We start from the raw sequence: 19,276 nt of genomic DNA on the forward strand, positions 1-19,276 counted from the left end.
GATGACACAGTCCACCCAGGTGCACGAGCCGACTCCGTGGCCGGCCGTGCACCTGGGTCTGCCCCGGTCGAGGTCCGGCACCGCCGGGCTGTCCTCGGTCGAGCTCGACCACGCGGCGCGGATGACGGCGGTCCGGTCCGGCTCGCTGGGGTCGGTGCACTCCTGGGAGCTCGTGACGGCGGTCGACGGGCCGGGCACCCGGTTGACCGTCTTCCTGGCCGGCTGCCCGCTGCAGTGCCTCTACTGCCACAACCCGGACACCATGCAGATGCGGCGCGGCACGGACGTGACGGCCGACGAGATCCTCGCGCGGGTCGCCCGGTACCGGACCGTGTTCGCGGCGACCGGCGGTGGCCTGACGATCTCGGGCGGCGAGCCCCTGATGCAGCCGGCGTTCCTGGCACGGCTGCTGCGGGGCGCGAAGGCGATGGGCGTGCACACGACGGTGGACACGTCCGGGTTCCTCGGCAGCCAGTGCACGGACGCGATGCTCGCGGACGTCGACCTGGTGCTCCTCGACATCAAGTCCGGCCTGCCGGACACGTACCGCGCGGTCACCGGCCGGGCCCTGCAGCCCACGCTGGACTTCGGTGCGCGGCTGCGCGACGCCGGCAAGCGCACCTGGGTGCGGTTCGTCCTGGTCCCCGGCCTGACCGACGCGCCGGAGAACGTCGAGGCCGTGGCGGGCCACGTCGCTGCCCTCGGTGACGTGGTCGAGCGCGTCGAGGTCCTGCCGTTCCACCAGATGGGCCGCGACAAGTGGGACGAGCTGGGGATGCGGTACCAGCTGGACGCGACGCAGCCCCCGACCCCGGAGAGCGTCGCGCGCGTGCGCGCGACGTTCCGGGCCCGGGGGCTGAGCGTCTACTAGGCCGTCGGGACGTTCGCGACGCCGTCGGGAAGGATCCGCCGGCCGAGCACGCGCTCGGAGTAGCCGGTCCGGTCCAGGTAGGGGGTGAGCCCACCGAGGTGGAAGCCCCAGCCGGCGCCCAGGATCATGCAGAGGTCGATCTGCTGCGGGGTGGCGACGACGCCCTCCTCGAGCATGTGACCCACCTCGACGGTGAGGGCCGTGAGCACGCTGTCGAGCACACCGGCCTCGTCGAGCGGGGCGTCGCCGGTGCCGGTGGCGTCGAACACCGCCTGGATGGCCGGGTCCACCGGCTTGGGCAGGCCCTTGGCCTCGGCCGGCAGCACGACGGTGGTGCCCTCGGCGACGAGCTTCTCCAAGCCGGGGGAGCGCGGGAACCGGTCGCCGAGCTCCTCGCGCAGCGACGTCAGGACGTGCAGACCGACCGCGGGACCGACGAGGTCGAACAGCTCGAACGGGGGCATCGGCAGCCCGAGCGGTCGTAGCGCGCGGTCCGCGACCTCGACCGGCGTGCCCTTCTCGACCGCGTCGACGATCACGCCGAGCAGCAGGACCAGCAGGCGGTTGACCACGAAGCCCGGACGGTCCGCCACGAGGACGGCCGTCTTGCGCAGCTTGGCGGCGACGGCGAACCCGGTGGCGAGCGCCTCGAGCGACGTGCGCTCGGCCTGCACGACCTCGACCAGCGGCATCGCGGCCACGGGGTTGAAGAAGTGCAGCCCGACGACCCGCTCGGGGTGCTGCAGGTCGGCCGCCATGGCGGTCACCGACAGCGCGGAGGTGTTCGTCGCGAGGATCGTCGTCGGGGAGATGACGGTCTCCAGCTCCGCGAAGACCTTCTTCTTGAGGTCGAGGATCTCGGTGACCGCCTCGATGACGAGGTCGCAGGTCGCGAACTCGGCGAGGTCGGTGGTGCCGTGGATCGAGCCGAGCAGCCGTGAGGCGGCCGACTCGCTCATGCGGCCCGTCGACGTGAGGCGGTCCACGGAGGACCTCACGGCGGCCAGACCCTTGTCGACACGCTCCTGGTCGAGGTCACGCATCACGACCGGCACGCCGAGGCGCTGCGCGAACAGCATGGCGATCTGCGCCGCCATGAGACCGGCACCGACGATCCCGACCCGGGTGACGGGCTGCGCGAGCGACCGGTCGGGGGCGCCGACCGGCTTCTTGCCGCCGGACACGAGCCCGAACGCGTACACAGACGCGCGCATCTCGTCGCTCATGATCAGGTCGGCGAGCGCCTCGTCCTCGGCCGCGAAGGCCTCCTCGCGGGACGCGGTCCGGGCGGCGGCCACCAGGTCCAGCGCGCGGTAGGGCGCCGGCCGGGACCGGTTGATCACCGCGTCCAGGCGCTGGCGGGCCGCGGCGACGACACCGTCCCAGACCTCGGCGCTGTCGAGCTCGCGGCGGGGGACGACGACGTCGCCGGTCACCACGCGGGCGGCCCAGCGGAGGGACTCCTCGAGGAAGTCGGCCGGGTCGAGCACCACGTCCATGAGGCCGATCGTGGTGGCCTCGACCGCCGCGAACGGCTTGTTGGCGGCCGGCCGCGTGAGGATGACGTCGAGCGCCTTCTCGATGCCGACGAGCCGCGGCACGATGTACGCCCCGCCCCACCCGGGTACCAGGCCGAGCCCGGTCTCGGGCAGCGCGAGTGCGCGGACGTCGGAGGCGACCGTGCGGTAGTCGCAGTTCAGCGCCAGCTCGAGGCCGCCGCCGAGGGCGACGCCGTTGACGAACGCGAACGTCGGGACGCCCATCGAGTGGAGCAGCTCGTACGCGCGGTGGCCGTTGCGGCCGAGCTCGAGAGCGCCCTCGCGGCCCGGGACGGCACCGAGCTGCGTGAGGTCGGCGCCGGCAGCGAGGTAGTACGGCTTGCCGGTGACGGCGACGGCGACGATCTCGCCGGCCGCGGCGCGCGCCTGCTGGGCGGTGAGCGTGGCCGTCAGCTCCGCCATGCCGAGCGGCCCGAGGGTCGTCGGCTTGGTGTGGTCGAGCCCGTTGTCGATGGTGACGAGCGCCAGCGTGCCGGCGCCGCCGGGCAGGGTGACGTCACGGGCGATGGCGTGGCTCACGCGCTCCGCGCGAGTCGGGGTGCTCAGGTCGCTCACTTGGTCGTCCCCTCGAGAGGCTCGTAGTCGGCGTGGTGCGGGTTCTCCCAGATGACCGTGCCGCCCTGGCCCAGCCCCACGCACATCGTGGTCAGGCCGAACCGGACGTCCGGGTTCTCCTCGAACTGACGGGCCAGCTGCGTCATCAGGCGGACGCCCGACGACGCCAGCGGGTGACCGACGGCGATCGCGCCGCCGTACTGGTTCACGCGGGGGTCGTCGTCGGCGATGCCGAACGCGTCGAGGAACGACAGCACCTGGACCGCGAACGCCTCGTTGATCTCGAACAGGCCGATGTCCTCGATCGACAGGCCCGCGCGGTCGAGCGCCTTGACCGTGGCGGGGACCGGGCCGATGCCCATGATCTCGGGCTCGACACCGGCGTACGCGAAGGACACCATGCGCATGCGCGCGGGCAGACCCAGCTCGGCGGCGGTCTCCTCGGCGGCGAGCAGGCACGACGCGGCGCCGTCCGTCAGGGGAGCGGCGGTGCCGGCGGTCACCCGGCCGCCTGCCCGGAACGGCGTGGACAGCTTCTGGATGGCCTCGACGGTGGTGCCGGGGCGCGGCGGCTCGTCGGCCGTGGCCAGCCCCCAGCCGTTCTCCGGGTCGCGCAGCGCGACGGGGACCAGGTCGGGGTCGATCTTGCCGGCGGCCAGCGCGGCGGCGTACTTGTCCTGGCTGGCCACGCCGTACGCGTCGGCCCGCTCGCGCGTCAGGGCCGGGAACTTGTCGTGCAGGTTCTCGGCCGTGACGCCCATGTTGAGCGCGTCGTTGGCGACGAGCCGCTCGGACAGGAACCGGGGGTTCGGGTCCGCGTCGAAGCCCATCGGGTGGTGCCCCATGTGCTCGACACCGCCGGCGAGGGCCACGTCCTGCGCACCGACGCCGATCGCCGCCGCCGTGCTGGTCACGGCGGTCATCGCGCCCGCGCACATGCGGTCGATGGCGTAGCCGGGCACGGACCGGGGGAGCCCGGCCAGCACGCCGACCGTGCGGCCGAGGGTCAGGCCCTGGTCGCCCTGCTGCGTGGTCGCGGCGATGGCGACCTCGTCGATACGCTCCGGCGGCAGCTCGGGGTGGCGGCGGAGCAGCTCGCGGACCGTCTTGACCGCGAGGTCGTCGGCGCGCGTGTGGGCGTACAGCCCGTCCTTGCGCGCGCGGCCGAACGGGGTGCGGACCCCGTCGACGAACACGACGCGGCGGACTAGTGCTGCGGGGCGGGGAGATGCGGTGGGCATCGAGCCTCCAGGGCGGGACGGCGGTGTCCGACGAGCACGCGAGAGCGGGCCCGCGACGGCCGACGCTACCCGGTCACGGGTGAGGCCAGCCGTAAGTTACTCCAGAGTAACACCGGCGTCAGGCGCGCGGGAGGGCCCCGAACGCGTCCGCGAGCGGCTGTGCGACCAGCCCGATCTGCCACGGCCGGGCGCCACCCGCCCGGAGGAACTCCGAGATCCCCTCGACGTCGAGCGTCCGAGGGGGCGTCCAGCACAGCCGACGCAGCAGGTCCGGCTGCAGCAGGTTCTCCGCCGGCACCTCGTGGGCCGCCGACAGCCCGGTCACGACCTCGCGCGCGGCGACGAGCCGGGCGGCAGCGGCCGGGTCCTTCTCCGCCCACGCGCGCGGCGGGGGCGGTGCGTCGCTCTTGGGTCCGCGCACCGACGGCAGGTCGGCGTCCGGCGTGGCCAGACCGCGGTCGACCGCCTGCTGCCAGAGGGCCGCGCGGCGGCGGGTGCCCTTGCCGGCGAAGGCGGGGAGCGCGGTCAGCTCGGGGACCGAGCGCGGCAGGGCCTGCGCGGCGGCGACGATCGCGTGGTCCGGCAGCACGCGTCCCGGGGAGATGTCGCGGGTGCGGGCGTTCTGGTCGCGGGTCAGCCACAGCTCGCGGACCACCGCGAGCCGACGCGCGTCCCGGATGGCGTGCAGGCCGGAGACGCGCCGCCACGGCTCGACCCGTGGGGGCGGCAGCGGTGCGGTGCGGACGGCCTCGAACTCCTGCGCGGCCCACTCGGCCTTGCCGGCGACGGCCAGGCGCTCGGCCAGCACCTCGCGCAGCTCGATCAGCACCTCGACGTCGAGCGCCGCGTACCGCAGCCACTCGGACGGCAGCGGGCGGGTGGACCAGTCGACCGCGGAGTGCTCCTTGGCGAGCCCGAGCCCCAGGGCGTCGGCGACGACCGCGGCGAGCCCCACGCGGTCCAGGCCGAGCAGCCGGGCGCCGAGCTCGGTGTCGAACACCCGGCTCGGCCGCAGACCCTGCTCGGCGAGGCCGGGCAGGTCCTGGGAGGCGGCGTGCAGGACCCACTCGACACCGACCAGCGCGTCGGACAGCGCCGACAGGTCGGGCACCGCGATGGGGTCGATGAGCGCCGTCCCGGCGCCCTCGCGCCGCAGCTGCACCAGGTAGGTGCGCTGGCCGTACCGGTAGCCCGAGGCGCGCTCGGCATCCACGGCGACGGGTCCGGTGCCGGCGCCGAACGCGGCGACGACGGCGGCCAGCGCCTCCGGCGTCTCCACGACCGGCGGGATGCCCTCGGCCGGCTCGGTCAGCATGGTGATCTGGGGGAGGTCGGCGTCGACCTCGACCTCGACCTGGGCGTCGGGATCAGGGGTCGGAGGCGGCACGGGCCCCTCGGCAGGGGCGCCGGCGGTCACCTCGGGTCGCATGAGGTCCACGGTAAGCGACGACGCCGACCCATCGGTGCAGGCCGCGCGGGCGGCGGGGTACTTCCACCCCGGCGCCGTCTGTACGCCCCGGTCAGGCGAGCACGCCGCCACGGATCGAGATGGCGACGAGCTCCGCGCGGTCACCGGTTCCCAGCTTGCGGGAGATCCGGGCCAGGTGGCTCTTCACGGTGAGGGCCGACAGGCCGAGGTCCTCGCCGATGAGGCGGTTGGTCCGCCCGTCGGCGACGAGCTTGAGGACGCTGATCTCGCGTGCCGTCAGGTCGGGCAGCGGCGGCGGGGGAGCCGCCGCGACGGCGGCGCGCTGCAGGCTCGGCGCGGTGGAGCCGGCGACGACGCCGCGCAGCCCACCCTGGAGCAGGATGCCGAGCTCGGGACGGCTCGCGCGGCGGGTGAGGACCACGACGCGCGGGGCACCTCGGCGGCGCAGGTTGCGCACCAGGGGAGCGCCGTCCCCGTCGGCGACCTCGGTGACGACGACGCACATCTGCTGGGCGGAGGGCGGCGGCGTGCGCGAGCCGGCCAGGGCAGGCCTGAGCTCCGGCCGTCGGGCCGGGGCCAGGTCGCGTCGCAGAGGCTCGATGGTCACGTGCCAGTCATCGGCATCGTGACCCGTTGACTTGAGCCGGATCCTGTGAGCGGGCCCCCCCGAGCCTCCGATCAGCGCCGTGGCCCGAAGGCGATGACGCCGTCGGGCAGTGGTTCGAGCCCTGCTGCGGTGCACAGCAGGGTGCCCCAGGCCTGGAGGTGCCGGCCCAGGTCCTCGTCGGCGGCGGTCCACGACGCGCGGATCTCCAGCTCGGTCTGCTCGGAGCGGCGCTCCAGGGCGCCGAAGCTCTGCGACAGCACCCGGGTCACGGTCCCTCCGGCGGCGTGCGTGTCCACGCCGGAGCCCTCCAGGGCGTCCGTGAACCAGGTCCACGCCACCTCGGCGAGCATCGGGTCCGCGCCCACCTCGGCCTCGAGGGTCGCGCGCACGAGCGTGACCAGCCGGAACCGCCCGTCCCAGGCTTCCTGCCCCGCGGGGTCGTACAGGACGACGAACCGTCCGGACGCCAGCTCGGCCGCGGAGACCGACCGCCGCGCCGTGCGCACCTCCGCGGTGAGCGCCGCCGAGAACGGGGCGATGCGGGCCGGGCCGGGGACCTCGTCGAGAACCACCTCGGGGCGGACGGTCACCCGGCGCAACGAGCGCAGCGCGTTGACGAACTCGGCGGGGACGTCCTCCGGACCAGCGGGTGTCACGCTGTGGAGCGTACGGGTGGCGGGGTCTGTACGCGTGTCCGGCACGCCGCCCGCGCACCTCGTTCCCGCGCCGGCACGCGTCTCCCGCGACCGGGTCAGCAACAGCGCGCCCCGGGGTGGGCGTCCTGCTCGGCATGACGTGCGCGCCAGTACTCCTTCTCCGACCCGGGATCGGCGCCGGGGTGCATCCGCTCGACGTGCGCCACGTAGCGGGCGTAGTCGTGGTCGCCCAGGAGGGAGGTGGTGTACCAGCGCACGGCACGGCCGGCCCGTGCCAGGGCGTGCACGGAGCCGGCGAGCGCGGTGCGGCCGCTCATGACCGCGCCCCGGTGCCGGCCCGCGCACGCTCCAGCTCGTCCCACTGCGCCTGGATCTCGCGCTCCGCCGGGGTCGCGACCATCCCGCGGGGGGCGAAGATGCGCGAGGGCTGGTCCGGTTCCTCGGTCGTGGGCAGGCCGCCGGCGCGCACGGACCGCACCATCACCACGACGCCCACCGCGACGACGATCAGCACCAGGACGGCGAAGATGATCGACAACGTCCCCTGGATCGCGGTGTTGCGGATCACCGCGTCCATCGCCTCGGGTGTGGTCGCGACCCCGAAGGACTCCTCGCCGGCCGCCTTGGCGTCCTGGAACGCCCGGTGCTGCGCCCAGTACCCGATGCGCGGCTCGCTGGAGAAGATCTTCTGGTACGACGCGGTCATGGTCACCGCCAGGTCCCACACGAGGGGGACGGCGGGGATCCACACCCAGCGGTAGAGCTGCTTCTTGACCACGACGACGGTCACGACCGTCAGCGCGATGGCCGCGAGGAGCTGGTTCGCGATCCCGAAGAGCGGGAACAGGGTGTTGATCCCGCCGAGCGGGTCCGTGACACCCATCAGGAGGATCGCGCCCCAGAGGACGACGACCACGACCGAGCAGAACCACGCGCCGACGCGCCACGACGGGTCACGGAACCGGCGCAGCGGTCCGCCGATGTTGCCGAGGCTGTCGGAGAGCATGAAGCGCGCGACGCGGGTACCGGCGTCCACCGTCGTCAGGATGAACAGCGCCTCGAACATGATGGCGAAGTGGTACCAGAACGCGGCCAGCCCGGAACCGCCGATGACCGAGCTGAGCACCTGGGACATGCCGAACGCGAGCGTCGGTGCACCGCCGGTCCGGGACACGACCGACTCCTCGCCCACGTTCTGCGCGGCGTTCTCGATCTCCCCGGCGGTGATGGGTGGACCGCTCAGACCGAGACCGTTGACGTAGTCGGCCGCGGTCTCGGGCGTGCCGCCCGTCGCACCCGCGGGCGCGTTCATCGCGAAGTAGAGGTGCTGGTCGATGATCACGGCGGTGATGAGGGCCATCACGGCGACGAAGGACTCGGTGAGCATGGCGCCGTACCCGATCGGCCGCGCCTGGCTCTCCTTCTCCAGGAGCTTCGGCGTGGTGCCGGACGCGATGAGCGAGTGGAACCCGGACAGCGCCCCGCACGCGATCGTGATGAACAGGAACGGGAACAGCGCGCCGGCGAACACGGGGCCGTCCCCGCGCAGCGCGAACGACGAGACGGCGGGCGCCTCCACGGTCGGCCGCGCGAGCACGATGCCGACGGCGAGCAGGATGATCGTGCCGACCTTCATGAAGGTCGACAGGTAGTCGCGCGGCGCGAGGAGCAGCCACACGGGCAGGACGGACGCGGCGAAGCCGTACGCGGCCAGCCACCACGCCAGGGCGACCGGGCTCAGCGTGAACCACTCCTGCCCCCACGTGGTCTCGGCAACCCAGCCGCCGGCGACGATCGCGAGCAGCAGCAGCGCCACGCCGATGACCGTGACCTCCGAGACCCGGCCGGGACGCAGGAACCGCAGGTAGACGCCCATGAAGAGCGCGATCGGGATCGTCATCGCGATGGAGAACACGCCCCACGGGCTCTCCGCCAGCGCGTTCACGACCACGAGGGCCAGGACCGCGATCAGGATGATCATGATGACGAACACGGCGATCAGTGCCGCGACGCCGCCGAACCGCCCGAGCTCGTCACGCGCCATCTGCCCCAGGCTGCGTCCGCGGCGGCGGGCCGAGAGCGACAGCACCAGGTAGTCCTGGACCGCGCCGCCGAGGACGCAGCCGACGACGATCCAGATCGTGCCCGGCAGGTAGCCCATCTGCGCCGCGAGCACCGGACCGACGAGCGGCCCCGCACCGGCGATGGCTGCGAAGTGGTGCCCGAACAGGACCCGCCGGTCGGTCGGCATGAAGTCCTTGGCGTTGTCGTACGTCTCGGCCGGGGTCGCCCGGTCGTTGCGTGGCTGCACGAGCCTCGCCTCGATGAACCGCGAGTAGAACCGGTAGGCGATGACGTACGTGCACACGGCGGCGAAGACGAACCAGACGGCGTTGACCTGCTCGCCGCGGACCAGCGCGACGATCGACCAGGCGACGGCGCCGACGACCGCGATGACGGTGAAGAGCACCCGCCGCGAGGCGGGCATCGGCCCTCGTTCGACGACGGCGACCGGTGGGAGGTCCGGGTCGGTCCGGATGGGCTCGGTGTGCGTGCGCGCTGCCATGGCTGTCCCTTCGACGTCGTCGTCGAGCAGGACCGACGCTACGCGGGGCGCCCCGCCACGCAACCGCACCGTCGGATCCGCCGCCCGCGCGGCAGCCGTCTCGCCGTCCGGCACGTCCGCCCGGGCGTGGGCGCGCCGGACTAGGCTGACCGCGCACCCAGAACCCCCGGACGTCGCCTGCCCGACCTGCGCCTGTACGTGCCCCCACGTGCTCGACGCCGTCGCGGACGCGGACGAGCCGGGCCGTCGATCGAAGGAGCTCTCCCGCATGGTCGCCTCAGGAACCGCCACCGGAACCGCGCAGATCGGTGTCACCGGGTTGGCGGTGATGGGCCGCAACCTCGCCCGCAACTTTGCCCGCAACGGCTTCACGGTGGCGATCCACAACCGCTCCTACGCCAAGACGGAGTCGCTCGTGGCGGACCACGGCGACGAGGGCACCTTCGTCCCGTCCGAGTCGGTCGAGGACTTCGTCGCGTCGCTGGCGCGGCCCCGCAAGATCGTCGTCATGGTGAAGGCCGGCGGTCCGACGGACGCGGTCATCGACGAGCTGGTCCCCTTCCTCGAGGAGGGCGACATCGTCGTGGACGCGGGCAACGCGCACTTCCCCGACACGATCCGGCGCGAGGCCGCCCTGCGCGAGAAGGGCCTGCACTTCGTGGGCTCGGGTGTCTCCGGCGGCGAGGAGGGTGCGCTGCTCGGCCCGTCGATCATGCCCGGCGGCACCAAGGAGTCCTACGAGTCCCTGGGCCCGATCCTCGAGAAGATCTCCGCCAAGGTCGACGGCGTGCCGTGCTGCACCTACGTCGGCCCGGACGGGGCCGGTCACTTCGTGAAGATGGTGCACAACGGCATCGAGTACGCCGACATGCAGCTCATCGCGGAGGCGTACGACCTGCTGCGCCAGGGGCTGGGTGCCTCGGCGGCCGAGATCGGGCAGATCTTCGCCGACTGGAACACCGGCGACCTCGAGTCGTTCCTCATCGAGATCACCGCGGACGTCCTGCAGCACGTCGACGCCGAGACGGGGTCGGCCTTCGTCGACATCGTGCTCGACCAGGCGGAGCAGAAGGGCACCGGGCGCTGGACCGTGCAGAACGGTCTGGACCTGGGCGTGCCGATCACCGGGATCGCGGAGGCCACGTTCGCCCGCGCGCTGTCCGGCTCCGTGCCGCAGCGCTCGGCCGCCGTCGGCGTCCTCCCGGCGCACACCACCCCGTGGGACGTCACCGACCGCGACGCGTTCATCGAGGACGTCCGCCTCGCGCTGTACGCGTCCAAGGTCGTCGCGTACTCGCAGGGCTTCGACCAGATCGCGGCCGCGAGCGCCGAGTTCGGCTGGGACATCGACCGGGGGGCCATGGCGCGCATCTGGCGCGGCGGCTGCATCATCCGCGCGCGGTTCCTCAACCGGATCACCGAGGCGTACGAGCGCGACGCCAACCTGCCCCTGCTGCTCGCCGACGAGTACTTCACCGGCGCGGTGGGCAACGGCGTCGAGGCGTGGCGCCGGATCGTCGCGGGTGCGGCGCTGCACGGCGTCCCGACCCCGGCCTTCTCGTCGTCGCTGGCGTACTACGACGGCGTCCGTGCCGAGCACCTGCCCGCCGCGCTGATCCAGGCGCAGCGCGACTTCTTCGGAGCGCACACCTACCGGCGCACCGACAAGGACGGCACGTTCCACACCACCTGGTCGGGCGACCGCTCCGAGCAGACCGCGTGAGCGACGGGTCCTCGGCTGCGGCGGTCTCGGGGCCGCTGCAGCCGGTCATCCTGGGCGCCGACATCGGTGTGTACGCCCTGGCCCGGTCGTTCCACGAGGCCTACGGCGTCACGTCCGTGGTCGTCGCCGGTGCCGCTCTGGGCCCCGTCGCCCACTCGCGCATCGTCCGGCACGAGATCGTGGACGACGGTCACGACCCCCGCCAGCTGGTGGACCGGCTGGTGGCGGTCGCGCAGTCGATGCCGGACCGCCGGCTGCTGCTCATGGCCAACTCGGACTGGCTGGTCCGGGTCGTCGTCCAGCACCGCGCGCTGCTGGAGCAGTACTACGTCGTCCCGTTCCTGTCCGAGCACCTGCTCGACCAGATCTCGGACAAGGCCACCTTCGCGCAGATCTGCGACGACCTCGGCATCTCGGTGCCCCGGACGCTCGTGCAGGAGTTCGGCGCGGCCGGTCCGTGGGAGGCGGTCGAGGTCGACCTGGAGTACCCGCTGATCGCGAAGGCGGCGAGCAGCGCCGACTACCAGGACGTCGAGTTCGAGGGCAAGAAGAAGGTCTTCGAGATCGCGACGCCCGAGGAGCTGGCGTGGCTCTGGGACGCCCTGCGCACGGCGGGGTACCGCGGCCGGTTCGTCGTGCAGGAGCTGGTCCCCGGCGACGACACGCAGATGCGGTCGATCACCGCCTACGTCGACTCCCACGGCGAGATCACGCTGCTCTGCTCGGCGCACGTGCTGCTCGAGGAGCACACGCCGTCCGGGCTGGGCAACCCCGCGGCGATGTTCACGTACCGCGACGACCCGATGCTCGCGCAGGCGCGGACCTTCCTCGCGTCGACGGGGTACCGGGGCTTCGCCAACTTCGACGTGAAGGTGGACCCGCGCACCGGGGCGTTCCGGTTCTTCGAGGTCAACCCGCGGATCGGCCGGAACAACTACTACGTGACCGCCGCGGGGGCCAACCCGATGCGGTTCGTCGTGGAGGACGCCGTCGAGGGCCGGTCGGTCCCGCCGGTGGTCGTCGACGAGGAGATCCTCTACTCGGTCGTCCCGCACCGGTTGCTGCTCCGCTACGTGCGCGACCCGCAGCTCGCCGCGCGGGTGCGCCGGCTGATGAAGGCCAAGGCGGTGGCGCACCCCCTGGCGTACCGGGGCGACCTGTCGCCGCGTCGTCGCCTGTACGTCGCGATGGCGCTGGTCAACCAGGTGCGCAAGTTCCGCCGGTACTACCCCGAGGTGACCTCGACGGGGTTCTGACGTCGTGACCGGCGAGCGCAGACGCGGGCGTCGGTCACGGTCCCGGCAGGGTGAGCTCCGCGACGAGCCCGCCGTCCGGGCGGGGCGTCAGGACGAGCCGGCCGCCGTGGTGCTCGGCCACGGCCTGCACCACGGTCAGCCCGAGCCCGACGCCGCCGACCGCCGCGGTGCGGTCGGCGGCGGCCCTCCGGAACGGCAGGACGAGGTCCGCGGCAGCGTCGGGCGCAACGATCGGTCCGGTGTTCTCGACCGCCACGCGGGCGGTGCCCGGCTCGACCGCGACCGTGACCAGGACGCGGCCGTCGGGCACGTTGTGGTGCGCCGCGTTGTCCACCAGGTTCGCGACGGCGCGCGCGAGCAGGTCCGGCTCGCCGGGAACCGTCGCGGGCACGAGGTGGACGTCCCACGTGAGCACGTCGTCGTCGGCCGACCGGGCCTGGTCGACGGCGTCCGCGACCGCCGCCCGCAGGTCCACCGGGACGGGCGGGCCGGTCGCCTCGCCCGACTGCGCCCGGGCGAGCACGAGCAGGGCGTCGATGGTGCGGGCCGCCCGGCGGCTCTGGTCGAGCGCGGTGGTCGCCGCGGCGCGCAGCTCGTCCGCGTCGGCAGCGGGGTCGGCGAGCGCGACGTCGAGCGCCGCCTGCTGGTTGGCCAGGGGGGTGCGCAGCTCGTGGGACATCGTCGCGACCAGGCGCCGCTCCGACGTGACGGTGCTCTGCACGCGGCCGAGCAGCGCGTCGAACGTGTCGGCGAGGGCCCGGAGCTCGTCGCGCGGACCGCCCAGGGCGATCCGCTCGTCCAGGGAGTCTGCGGAGATGCGCCGCGCGCGGGCCGTGATGGTGTGCACGGGTGCCAGCAGGCGCCCCGCGACGACCCAGCCGATGCCGACGGACGCCGCCGTCACGAGAGCCAGGGCGAGCCACGAGCTCTGCGCGAGCTGCGCCCCGTCCGACCGGTCGTCGTCGCGGGCGCCCGGACCGACGGGTTCGGGCGGTGGGACGTCGGTGTCCGTTCCCGGCGTGCGCTGGGTCGTCTGGCTGCCGGACTGCACCTCACCGCCGGTGACCAGGCCGTAGACGAGCGTGAGCAGCACGGCGCCGGAGACCGCGATGATGACGGTGTAGGCGATGGTGAGCCGCCAGCGGACGCTCAGCGACCGTCTCATGCGATCACACCATCACGCGATATCCCGCGCCGCGCAGCGTCTCCACGAGCGGCGGGTCGCCGAGCTTGCGCCGCAGCCCGACCATCGTGACCCGGACGGCGTTGGTGAACGGGTCGGCGTTCTCGTCCCAGACGCGGGCCAGGAGGTCCTCGGCGGACACCACGGCCCCGGCGGCACGCACCAGCTCGACGAGGACCCCGTACTCCTTGAGCGTCAGGTCGACGGGTCGGCGGTCACGCGTCACGGTCCGCCGCGCGACGTCGATCCGGAGGCCGCCCGCGTCGAGGACCGGCGGCTGCGCCGGGGCGGTCCTGCGGGCCAGGGCCTGCACGCGGGCGAGGAGCTCCGCGAACGCGAACGGCTTGGCCAGGTAGTCGTCGGCGCCGAGACCGAACCCGTCGACCTTCTCCTGCAGCCCGCCGGCCGCCGTCAGCATGAGGATCCGGGCGGTCGAGCCGGACGCGAGCAGCGCCCGGCACACGTCGTCGCCGTGCACCACCGGCAGGTCGCGGTCGAGCAGCACCACGTCGTACGGGTTGAGCGCCGCGAGCTCGAGCGCCATGCCGCCGTCGACGGCGACGTCGGCGGCGTAGCCCGCCCGGCGCAGGCCACGGCCCAGGGCGTCGGCCATCACCTCTTCGTCCTCGACCACGAGCACCCGCACCGCACACCTCCGTCCGCGCAGCATCGGTCCCGTCGTGTTCAGCCAGCGTAAGGGCGTGGGCCTGCGTGGCGTCGGGACCCAACGCTGCCCGAACCGGCGGGGCGGTGGGCTGGTCCCGTCATCCCGACGACGTCCAGGAGGAACCACCATGAGCCCTCGTCCATCCCCGCGCCGACGCGTCCTGGCGGCTCTCGCCGCCGTGTCGCTGGCGGCAGCGGTCGCGGCCTGCACGCCGGCTCGGGGGCCTGTGCTGCCCGGGGCCGGTGGAGCGACCTCCGGAGCGCCGTCGGCCTCCTCGTCCGTCCTCGCCCCCGAGGACGCGATGCTCGCGTGGGCGCAGTGCATGCGCGACCACGGCGTCGACGTCCCCGACCCGCAGGACGGTCACTACCGCCTCGGCGACGCCGAGGGTGTCACGCCCGGGCAGGCGGAGGCCGCGGACGACGCCTGCGAGCCGTGGCAGCGGATGGCCGAGTCCGGGGCGGGCTCGACGCCCCTCACCGCGGAGCAGAAGCAGTCGTTCCTCGACCACGCCCAGTGCATGCGCGACCGCGGCTGGGACATGCCCGACCCGACGTTCGACGGGGGACGGGTGGAGTCCGAGTTCCGGCGGGGCGACCAGGGCGCCCCCGCCCCCGACGACCCGCAGTTCGAGCAGGACATGCAGGAGTGCCTCGTCGAGGCGGGCGTCGAGACGCCGGACGGCTCGACCGAGGGGGAGGGGAAGTGACGACGCCGCGCCGCGCTGCCGGCCTCGTCCTCGCGCTCGTCGTCCCGCTCGCCGCGTGCGGCTCCCCGGGGGGCGCCGCCGATCCCACGGCCTCGCCTGGCCCGTGGACCACCCGGGCCGTCGCGCGGGGCGACCTGGTGTCGACCACGACGGCGAGCGGGGAGGTCGGGCACGGCACGGCGACGACCGTCGCGGCCCGCGTGCCCGGCACCGTGACCTGGCTCGCCCCCGTCGGGTCGACGGTGGCCACCGGTCAGCCCGTGTACGCGATCGACGCCCGACCGGTCGTCCGCCTGCCGGGGGCCGTCCCGGCGTGGCGCGACCTCGGGCCCTCCTCCGCCGACGGGCTCGACGTCCACCAGCTCGAGCAGGCGCTGACGGACCTCGGGCACACCGCCGGCCTGGACCTGACGGTCGACGTGGACTGGACGGGGGTCACGACCGCCGCCGTCCGGCGGTGGCAGAGGTCGCTCGGGGTCACGCCGACGGGCACGGTCCGCCTCGGCGACGTGCTGTTCACTCCGCGGGACGTGCGCGTCGACGAGCACCTGGAGGACCTCGGTGCGCTGGTCGAGCCGGGCGCGCCCGTGCTCTCGCTCGGGGAGACGCAGCGGGTGGTCACCGTCGTGCTGCGGACCAGCCAGGCCGCCCTGGCGCCGGTCGGCGCCGTCGCGTCCCTGACGCTGTCCGACGGCTCGGTGACGGCGGGCACGGTCACGGCGACGACGGTCGTCACCGTCGACGAGCAGCCGCAGCTCCTGGTCACGATCGCGCCGGGGGAGGCGGGTCTCGACGCCCTGGCGGAGGGCACGCCCGTCGAGGTCGGCCTGGACCAGACCGTCGTCACCGACGTGCTCGTCGTGCCGGTGACCGCGCTGGTGGCGCTCGCCGATGGCGGCTACGGCGTGCAGAGGGTGGAGCCGGACGGCACGTCGCAGTACGTGCCGGTGACGACGGGCGCGTTCGCCGGGACGTCCGTCGAGGTCTCCGGCGGAGAGGTCGACGAGGGCGACGACGTGGTGGTGACCCCGTGAGCGTCCTCGACCTGGCCGGCGTGACCAAGACCTACGGCAGCGGCTCGGCCGCGCTGACCGTGCTGCACGGCGTCGACCTGGCCGTCGAGGAGGGCGACTACCTGGCGGTGGTCGGGCCGTCGGGCTCGGGCAAGTCGACGCTCCTGCACGTCATGGGTGCGCTCGACCGACCGACCACCGGCCGGGTCCGGCTGGGCGGCGACGAGGTCACGGCGCTGTCCGACGCGGCGCTGTCCCGCGTCCGGGCCGTGCGGCTCGGCTTCGTGTTCCAGCAGTTCTTCCTGCTCGACGGCCGGTCCGCGCTCGAGAACGTGGCCGACGGGCTGCTCTACCAGGGCGTCCGGCGGCCCGAGCGGTTGCGGCGCGCGCACGCCGCCCTGGCGCGGGTCGGGCTCGCCGACCGGGTGCGGCACACACCGACGGAGCTGTCGGGCGGGGAGTGCCAGCGCGTCGCCGTCGCCCGGGCGCTGGTGCACGAGCCGCAGATCCTGCTGGCCGACGAGCCGACGGGCAACCTCGACCAGGCGTCGGGTGCCGCGGTGCTCGAGCTGTTCGACTCCCTTCACGCCGGCGGCGCGACGATCGTCGTCATCACGCACGACGAGCGGATCGCGGGCCGTCTGCCGCGGGTGGTCTCCTTGCGCGACGGCCGGGTCGAGCACGACACCTGCCCGGGGGTGGCGGCATGACGAGGACAGTCGAGGTGCGTCGCATGTCCGCCGCCGACCTGCTCCGGCTGAGCGCTCGCGGGCTCACGGTCCGCCCCGGTCGTACCGCGCTGTCCGCCCTGGGCATCGCGATCGGGATCACGGCCCTCGTCGGGGTGCTCGGGCTCGCGGAGTCGTCGCGTGCCGACCTGCGCGCGCAGCTCGACGCGCTCGGCACCAACCTGCTGACGGTCGCCCCCGGGCAGGGGCTGCTGGGCGACGAGGGCACGCTGCCGGACGAGTCGGTCGCGATGATCGCCCGGGTCCCCACCGTGGTCGACGCCTCGGCCGTGCGGGCGGTCGACGCGACCGTGCGCCGGTCCGACAAGGTCCCGGAGAGCCGGACGAGCGGCATCTCCGTGCTCGCGACGGACCTCGACCTGCTCGACGCGGTGGCCGCGACGGTGCGCGAGGGGCGCTGGCTCGACGCCGCGACGCAGCGGTACCCCGCCGTCGTGCTGGGGCAGACCGCCGCACGACGGCTCGGCGTCGGACCGCTGGACGACGGGGTCGACGTGTCGCTCGGCGGCCGGCCGTTCTCCGTCATCGGCGTCCTGGACCCGGTGCTCCTCGCGTCCGAGCTGGACGAGGCGGCGCTGGTGGGGACGGCCGTCGCGCACACCCTCGTCGACGACGACCTGCCGCCGTCCGCCGTGTACGTGCGGGTCGACCCGGACGAGGTCGTCGCCACGAGGACCGTGCTGGGGCGGACGGCCGATCCGGCGTCGCCGGACGAGGTACGGGTCTCCCGTCCCTCCGACGCGCTGGCCGCGGGGGCCGCGGCCGACCGGTCGTTCACGCTGCTCGCGGTCGGGCTCGGCGCCGTCGCGCTGCTCGTCGGCGGCGTCGGCATCGCCAACGTCATGGTCGTCTCGGTGCTGGAGCGGCGCCGCGAGATCGGCGTGCGGCGGGCGCTCGGTGCGCCCCGCAGCTCGATCGGCGGTCAGTTCCTCATCGAGTCGGTGCTCGTGTCGCTCCTGGGCGGCATCGCCGGCGTCCTCCTCGGCGTTGCGGTGACCTGGGTGTTCGCCGCCCGCCAGGGCTGGGCGGTGGCGGTGCCGTGGCTGCCCGTGCTCGCGGGCCTCGCGTGCTCGCTCGCCGTCGGGTCGCTGGTCGGCCTCTACCCGGCGCTGCGCGCAGCACGCGTGCCGCCGACGGAGGCCCTCCGGTCGGTCTGAGGGGACCGGCGCGACGACGGGCGGCACACCCGGTGGGGTGCCGCCCGTCGTGGGTCAGCCGAGCTCGCTGGTGCCCGCGTACAGGTGGAGCACGGGGACCTGGAGCTCGTCGCGCGCACGCGACGCCCAGTCGCGGTGGAACGTGTCCTCGACGGCGTGCGGGTACGTGACCACCTCGACCTCGACCACGTCACCGTCCGCGACGGCCGCGCGCAGCGCGGGCAGCGGGTCGTCGTCGACGACCGATCCGGTGGCCACCCGGCCGGCGGCGGCGAACGCGGCGATGCTGCCGGCCAGCTGCTCGTCGGCGGTCGCCTTCGCCTCGTGCGAGGACGGCTCCTTGCCGATCGCGCGGTGCCAGGCCTCCTTGAGCTCGCCGAGGCTGAGGTTGTCGATGATCGTGGAGACGAGGGGCCGGTCCGTGTCCGCCGGGACGAGGACGCGGTACGCGTACGTCTCGCCCTCGTGCAGGGCGAGCAGCTTCTCGACGTCGGCGCTGGCGAGGGTGTCCTCCGTGAGGACGATGATCGTGTCGGTCACGCGCCGAGCCTAGCCACCTGCCAGCGACCCAGCAGCACGCCGTCCGCGTGGAGCAGGTGTGCCAGCGTCACGGGCCGGGCGGGCGCGAACCAGGTGGGTAGACGGGTCACCCGACCTGCGGGTCCGCCGACCAGCTGCGGGCTCCACGTCAGGCAGAGCTCGTCGACGAGGTCGGCGTCCACCAGCTGCGCCAGCAGCGTCGGGCCGCCCTCGGCCAGGACGTGCTGCAGCCCGCGTTCGCCGAGCGCCGTGATGACCGCGCGGGGGTCGACGGCCCCGGGGTCGTCCCCGTCGGCGACGACGACGCGGTCGGTCCCGAGGCGCGCGCGCAACGTGTCCAGCGCCGGGGCGGAGCCGGTGGTGAGCACCAGCGGTGGGCGGTCGGTCTCCAGCAAGGAGGTCGGCAGCTCACCGCTGGCCGTGACGACCGCGAGCTCGAGCTCGGCGGGGAGTCCCAGCGCGGCACGCGCGGCGCGCAGCTCGGCAGGGACCTCCAGCGGCGTGTAGCGCTCCGCGCGGACGGTCCCCGCGCCGACCAGCACCACGTCCGCGAGGGCGCGCAGCACGCGGAACACGCGGAAGTCGGCGGGGCCGTTGATCGAGCCGCTGAGCCGGTTGGCGCCGGTGGCGGCGCCGTCGACCGTGCTCACCATGTTGGCGCGCACGTGGAGGCCGGACCGCTCCCGGCCGGTGAAGAGGGCGATCAGCTCGGACTCGTCGGCACGGGGCGCGAGCAGGCGGACCGGCGACTCGACCGGGAGCAGGACGTCGAGCGCGGGGAGGTCGGGCACGTCG

18 protein-coding genes are annotated in these 19,276 nt (G+C 74.1%); 7 read left to right on the forward strand and 11 right to left on the reverse strand.

Features of this window, described 5'->3' with window-relative positions; all coding sequences use genetic code 11:
* The first annotated feature begins 1 nt into the window (after position 1).
* Entirely contained in the window at positions 2-871 is an 870-nt protein-coding gene (gene pflA / locus CXY01_RS01420; RefSeq protein WP_146925272.1) for a pyruvate formate-lyase-activating protein, read from the forward strand.
* Here the strand turns inward: pflA and CXY01_RS01425 are convergent.
* From CXY01_RS01425 to CXY01_RS01455, 7 genes are all read right to left on the reverse strand, one after another.
* Complete coding sequence (locus CXY01_RS01425; protein WP_146925539.1) at positions 868-2,976, reverse strand: 3-hydroxyacyl-CoA dehydrogenase NAD-binding domain-containing protein; 2,109 nt, start codon at positions 2,974-2,976, stop codon at positions 868-870. The genes pflA and CXY01_RS01425 overlap by 4 nt on opposite strands.
* A gap of 5 nt (positions 2,977-2,981) precedes the next feature.
* Complete coding sequence (locus CXY01_RS01430; RefSeq protein ID WP_146925273.1) at positions 2,982-4,226, reverse strand: thiolase family protein; 1,245 nt, start codon at positions 4,224-4,226, stop codon at positions 2,982-2,984.
* A 118-nt stretch (positions 4,227-4,344) separates the two neighbouring features.
* Complete coding sequence (locus CXY01_RS01435) at positions 4,345-5,655, reverse strand: HRDC domain-containing protein (RefSeq protein WP_222594459.1); 1,311 nt, start codon at positions 5,653-5,655, stop codon at positions 4,345-4,347.
* Positions 5,656-5,746: 91 nt separating this feature from the next.
* The gene (locus CXY01_RS01440) at positions 5,747-6,262 is read right to left on the reverse strand and encodes a response regulator transcription factor (protein ID WP_246124920.1); all 516 of its coding nucleotides are present in this window, start codon (positions 6,260-6,262) and stop codon (positions 5,747-5,749) included.
* A gap of 71 nt (positions 6,263-6,333) precedes the next feature.
* A complete protein-coding gene (locus CXY01_RS01445) occupies positions 6,334-6,918 on the reverse strand; it encodes a DUF3000 domain-containing protein (RefSeq protein WP_146925274.1) in 585 nt (194 codons plus the stop codon).
* A gap of 95 nt (positions 6,919-7,013) precedes the next feature.
* On the reverse strand, positions 7,014-7,235 hold the full coding sequence (locus CXY01_RS01450) for a YbdD/YjiX family protein (protein ID WP_146925275.1): 222 nt from the start codon (positions 7,233-7,235) through the stop codon (positions 7,014-7,016).
* Positions 7,232-9,484: a carbon starvation CstA family protein gene (locus tag CXY01_RS01455; RefSeq protein WP_146925276.1), complete on the reverse strand. Its 2,253-nt coding sequence runs from the start codon at positions 9,482-9,484 to the stop codon at positions 7,232-7,234. The genes CXY01_RS01450 and CXY01_RS01455 overlap by 4 nt, the downstream gene beginning before the upstream one ends.
* 268 nt (positions 9,485-9,752) lie before the next feature.
* Between CXY01_RS01455 and gnd the strand changes: the two genes are divergently transcribed.
* The gene (gnd, locus tag CXY01_RS01460; RefSeq protein WP_146925277.1) at positions 9,753-11,207 is read left to right on the forward strand and encodes an NADP-dependent phosphogluconate dehydrogenase; all 1,455 of its coding nucleotides are present in this window, start codon (positions 9,753-9,755) and stop codon (positions 11,205-11,207) included.
* Positions 11,204-12,463: a carboxylate--amine ligase gene (locus tag CXY01_RS01465; RefSeq protein WP_146925278.1), complete on the forward strand. Its 1,260-nt coding sequence runs from the start codon at positions 11,204-11,206 to the stop codon at positions 12,461-12,463. Before gnd ends, CXY01_RS01465 begins: the two co-directional genes overlap by 4 nt.
* Before the next feature lie 34 nt (positions 12,464-12,497).
* Here CXY01_RS01465 and CXY01_RS01470 read toward each other — a convergent pair whose 3' ends face one another.
* A complete protein-coding gene (locus CXY01_RS01470) occupies positions 12,498-13,628 on the reverse strand; it encodes a sensor histidine kinase (protein WP_146925279.1) in 1,131 nt (376 codons plus the stop codon).
* Between the two features lie 4 nt (positions 13,629-13,632).
* Positions 13,633-14,292: a response regulator transcription factor gene (locus tag CXY01_RS01475; protein ID WP_146925280.1), complete on the reverse strand. Its 660-nt coding sequence runs from the start codon at positions 14,290-14,292 to the stop codon at positions 13,633-13,635.
* A 148-nt stretch (positions 14,293-14,440) separates the two neighbouring features.
* Between CXY01_RS01475 and CXY01_RS20745 the strand changes: the two genes are divergently transcribed.
* The 4 genes from CXY01_RS20745 to CXY01_RS01490 are packed head-to-tail and all read left to right on the forward strand — an operon-like array spanning position 14,441 to position 17,941.
* Positions 14,441-15,022: a hypothetical protein gene (locus CXY01_RS20745; RefSeq protein ID WP_186813251.1), complete on the forward strand. Its 582-nt coding sequence runs from the start codon at positions 14,441-14,443 to the stop codon at positions 15,020-15,022.
* Positions 15,019-16,056, forward strand: coding sequence for a peptidoglycan-binding protein (locus tag CXY01_RS20750; RefSeq protein WP_186813252.1), 1,038 nt, complete (start codon positions 15,019-15,021; stop codon positions 16,054-16,056). Before CXY01_RS20745 ends, CXY01_RS20750 begins: the two co-directional genes overlap by 4 nt.
* Entirely contained in the window at positions 16,053-16,745 is a 693-nt protein-coding gene (locus tag CXY01_RS01485; protein ID WP_146925282.1) for an ABC transporter ATP-binding protein, read from the forward strand. The genes CXY01_RS20750 and CXY01_RS01485 overlap by 4 nt, the downstream gene beginning before the upstream one ends.
* Positions 16,742-17,941 (forward strand): ABC transporter permease, encoded by a 1,200-nt coding sequence (locus tag CXY01_RS01490; RefSeq protein ID WP_146925283.1) that lies wholly within the window; start codon positions 16,742-16,744, stop codon positions 17,939-17,941. Before CXY01_RS01485 ends, CXY01_RS01490 begins: the two co-directional genes overlap by 4 nt.
* A gap of 54 nt (positions 17,942-17,995) precedes the next feature.
* On the opposite strand, the gene CXY01_RS01495 is transcribed toward CXY01_RS01490, so the two are convergent.
* Positions 17,996-18,481 carry a hypothetical protein gene (locus tag CXY01_RS01495; RefSeq protein WP_146925284.1) on the reverse strand — a complete coding sequence of 162 codons (486 nt, stop codon included), beginning with the start codon at positions 18,479-18,481 and terminating at the stop codon, positions 17,996-17,998.
* The gene (locus tag CXY01_RS01500) at positions 18,478-19,272 is read right to left on the reverse strand and encodes a dihydrofolate reductase family protein (RefSeq protein ID WP_146925285.1); all 795 of its coding nucleotides are present in this window, start codon (positions 19,270-19,272) and stop codon (positions 18,478-18,480) included. Before CXY01_RS01500 ends, CXY01_RS01495 begins: the two co-directional genes overlap by 4 nt.
* Positions 19,273-19,276 lie beyond the last annotated feature (4 nt).

The organism is Cellulomonas xylanilytica (assembly GCF_007989805.1).
GTDB classification, from domain to species: Bacteria; Actinomycetota; Actinomycetes; order Actinomycetales; family Cellulomonadaceae; genus Cellulomonas; species Cellulomonas xylanilytica.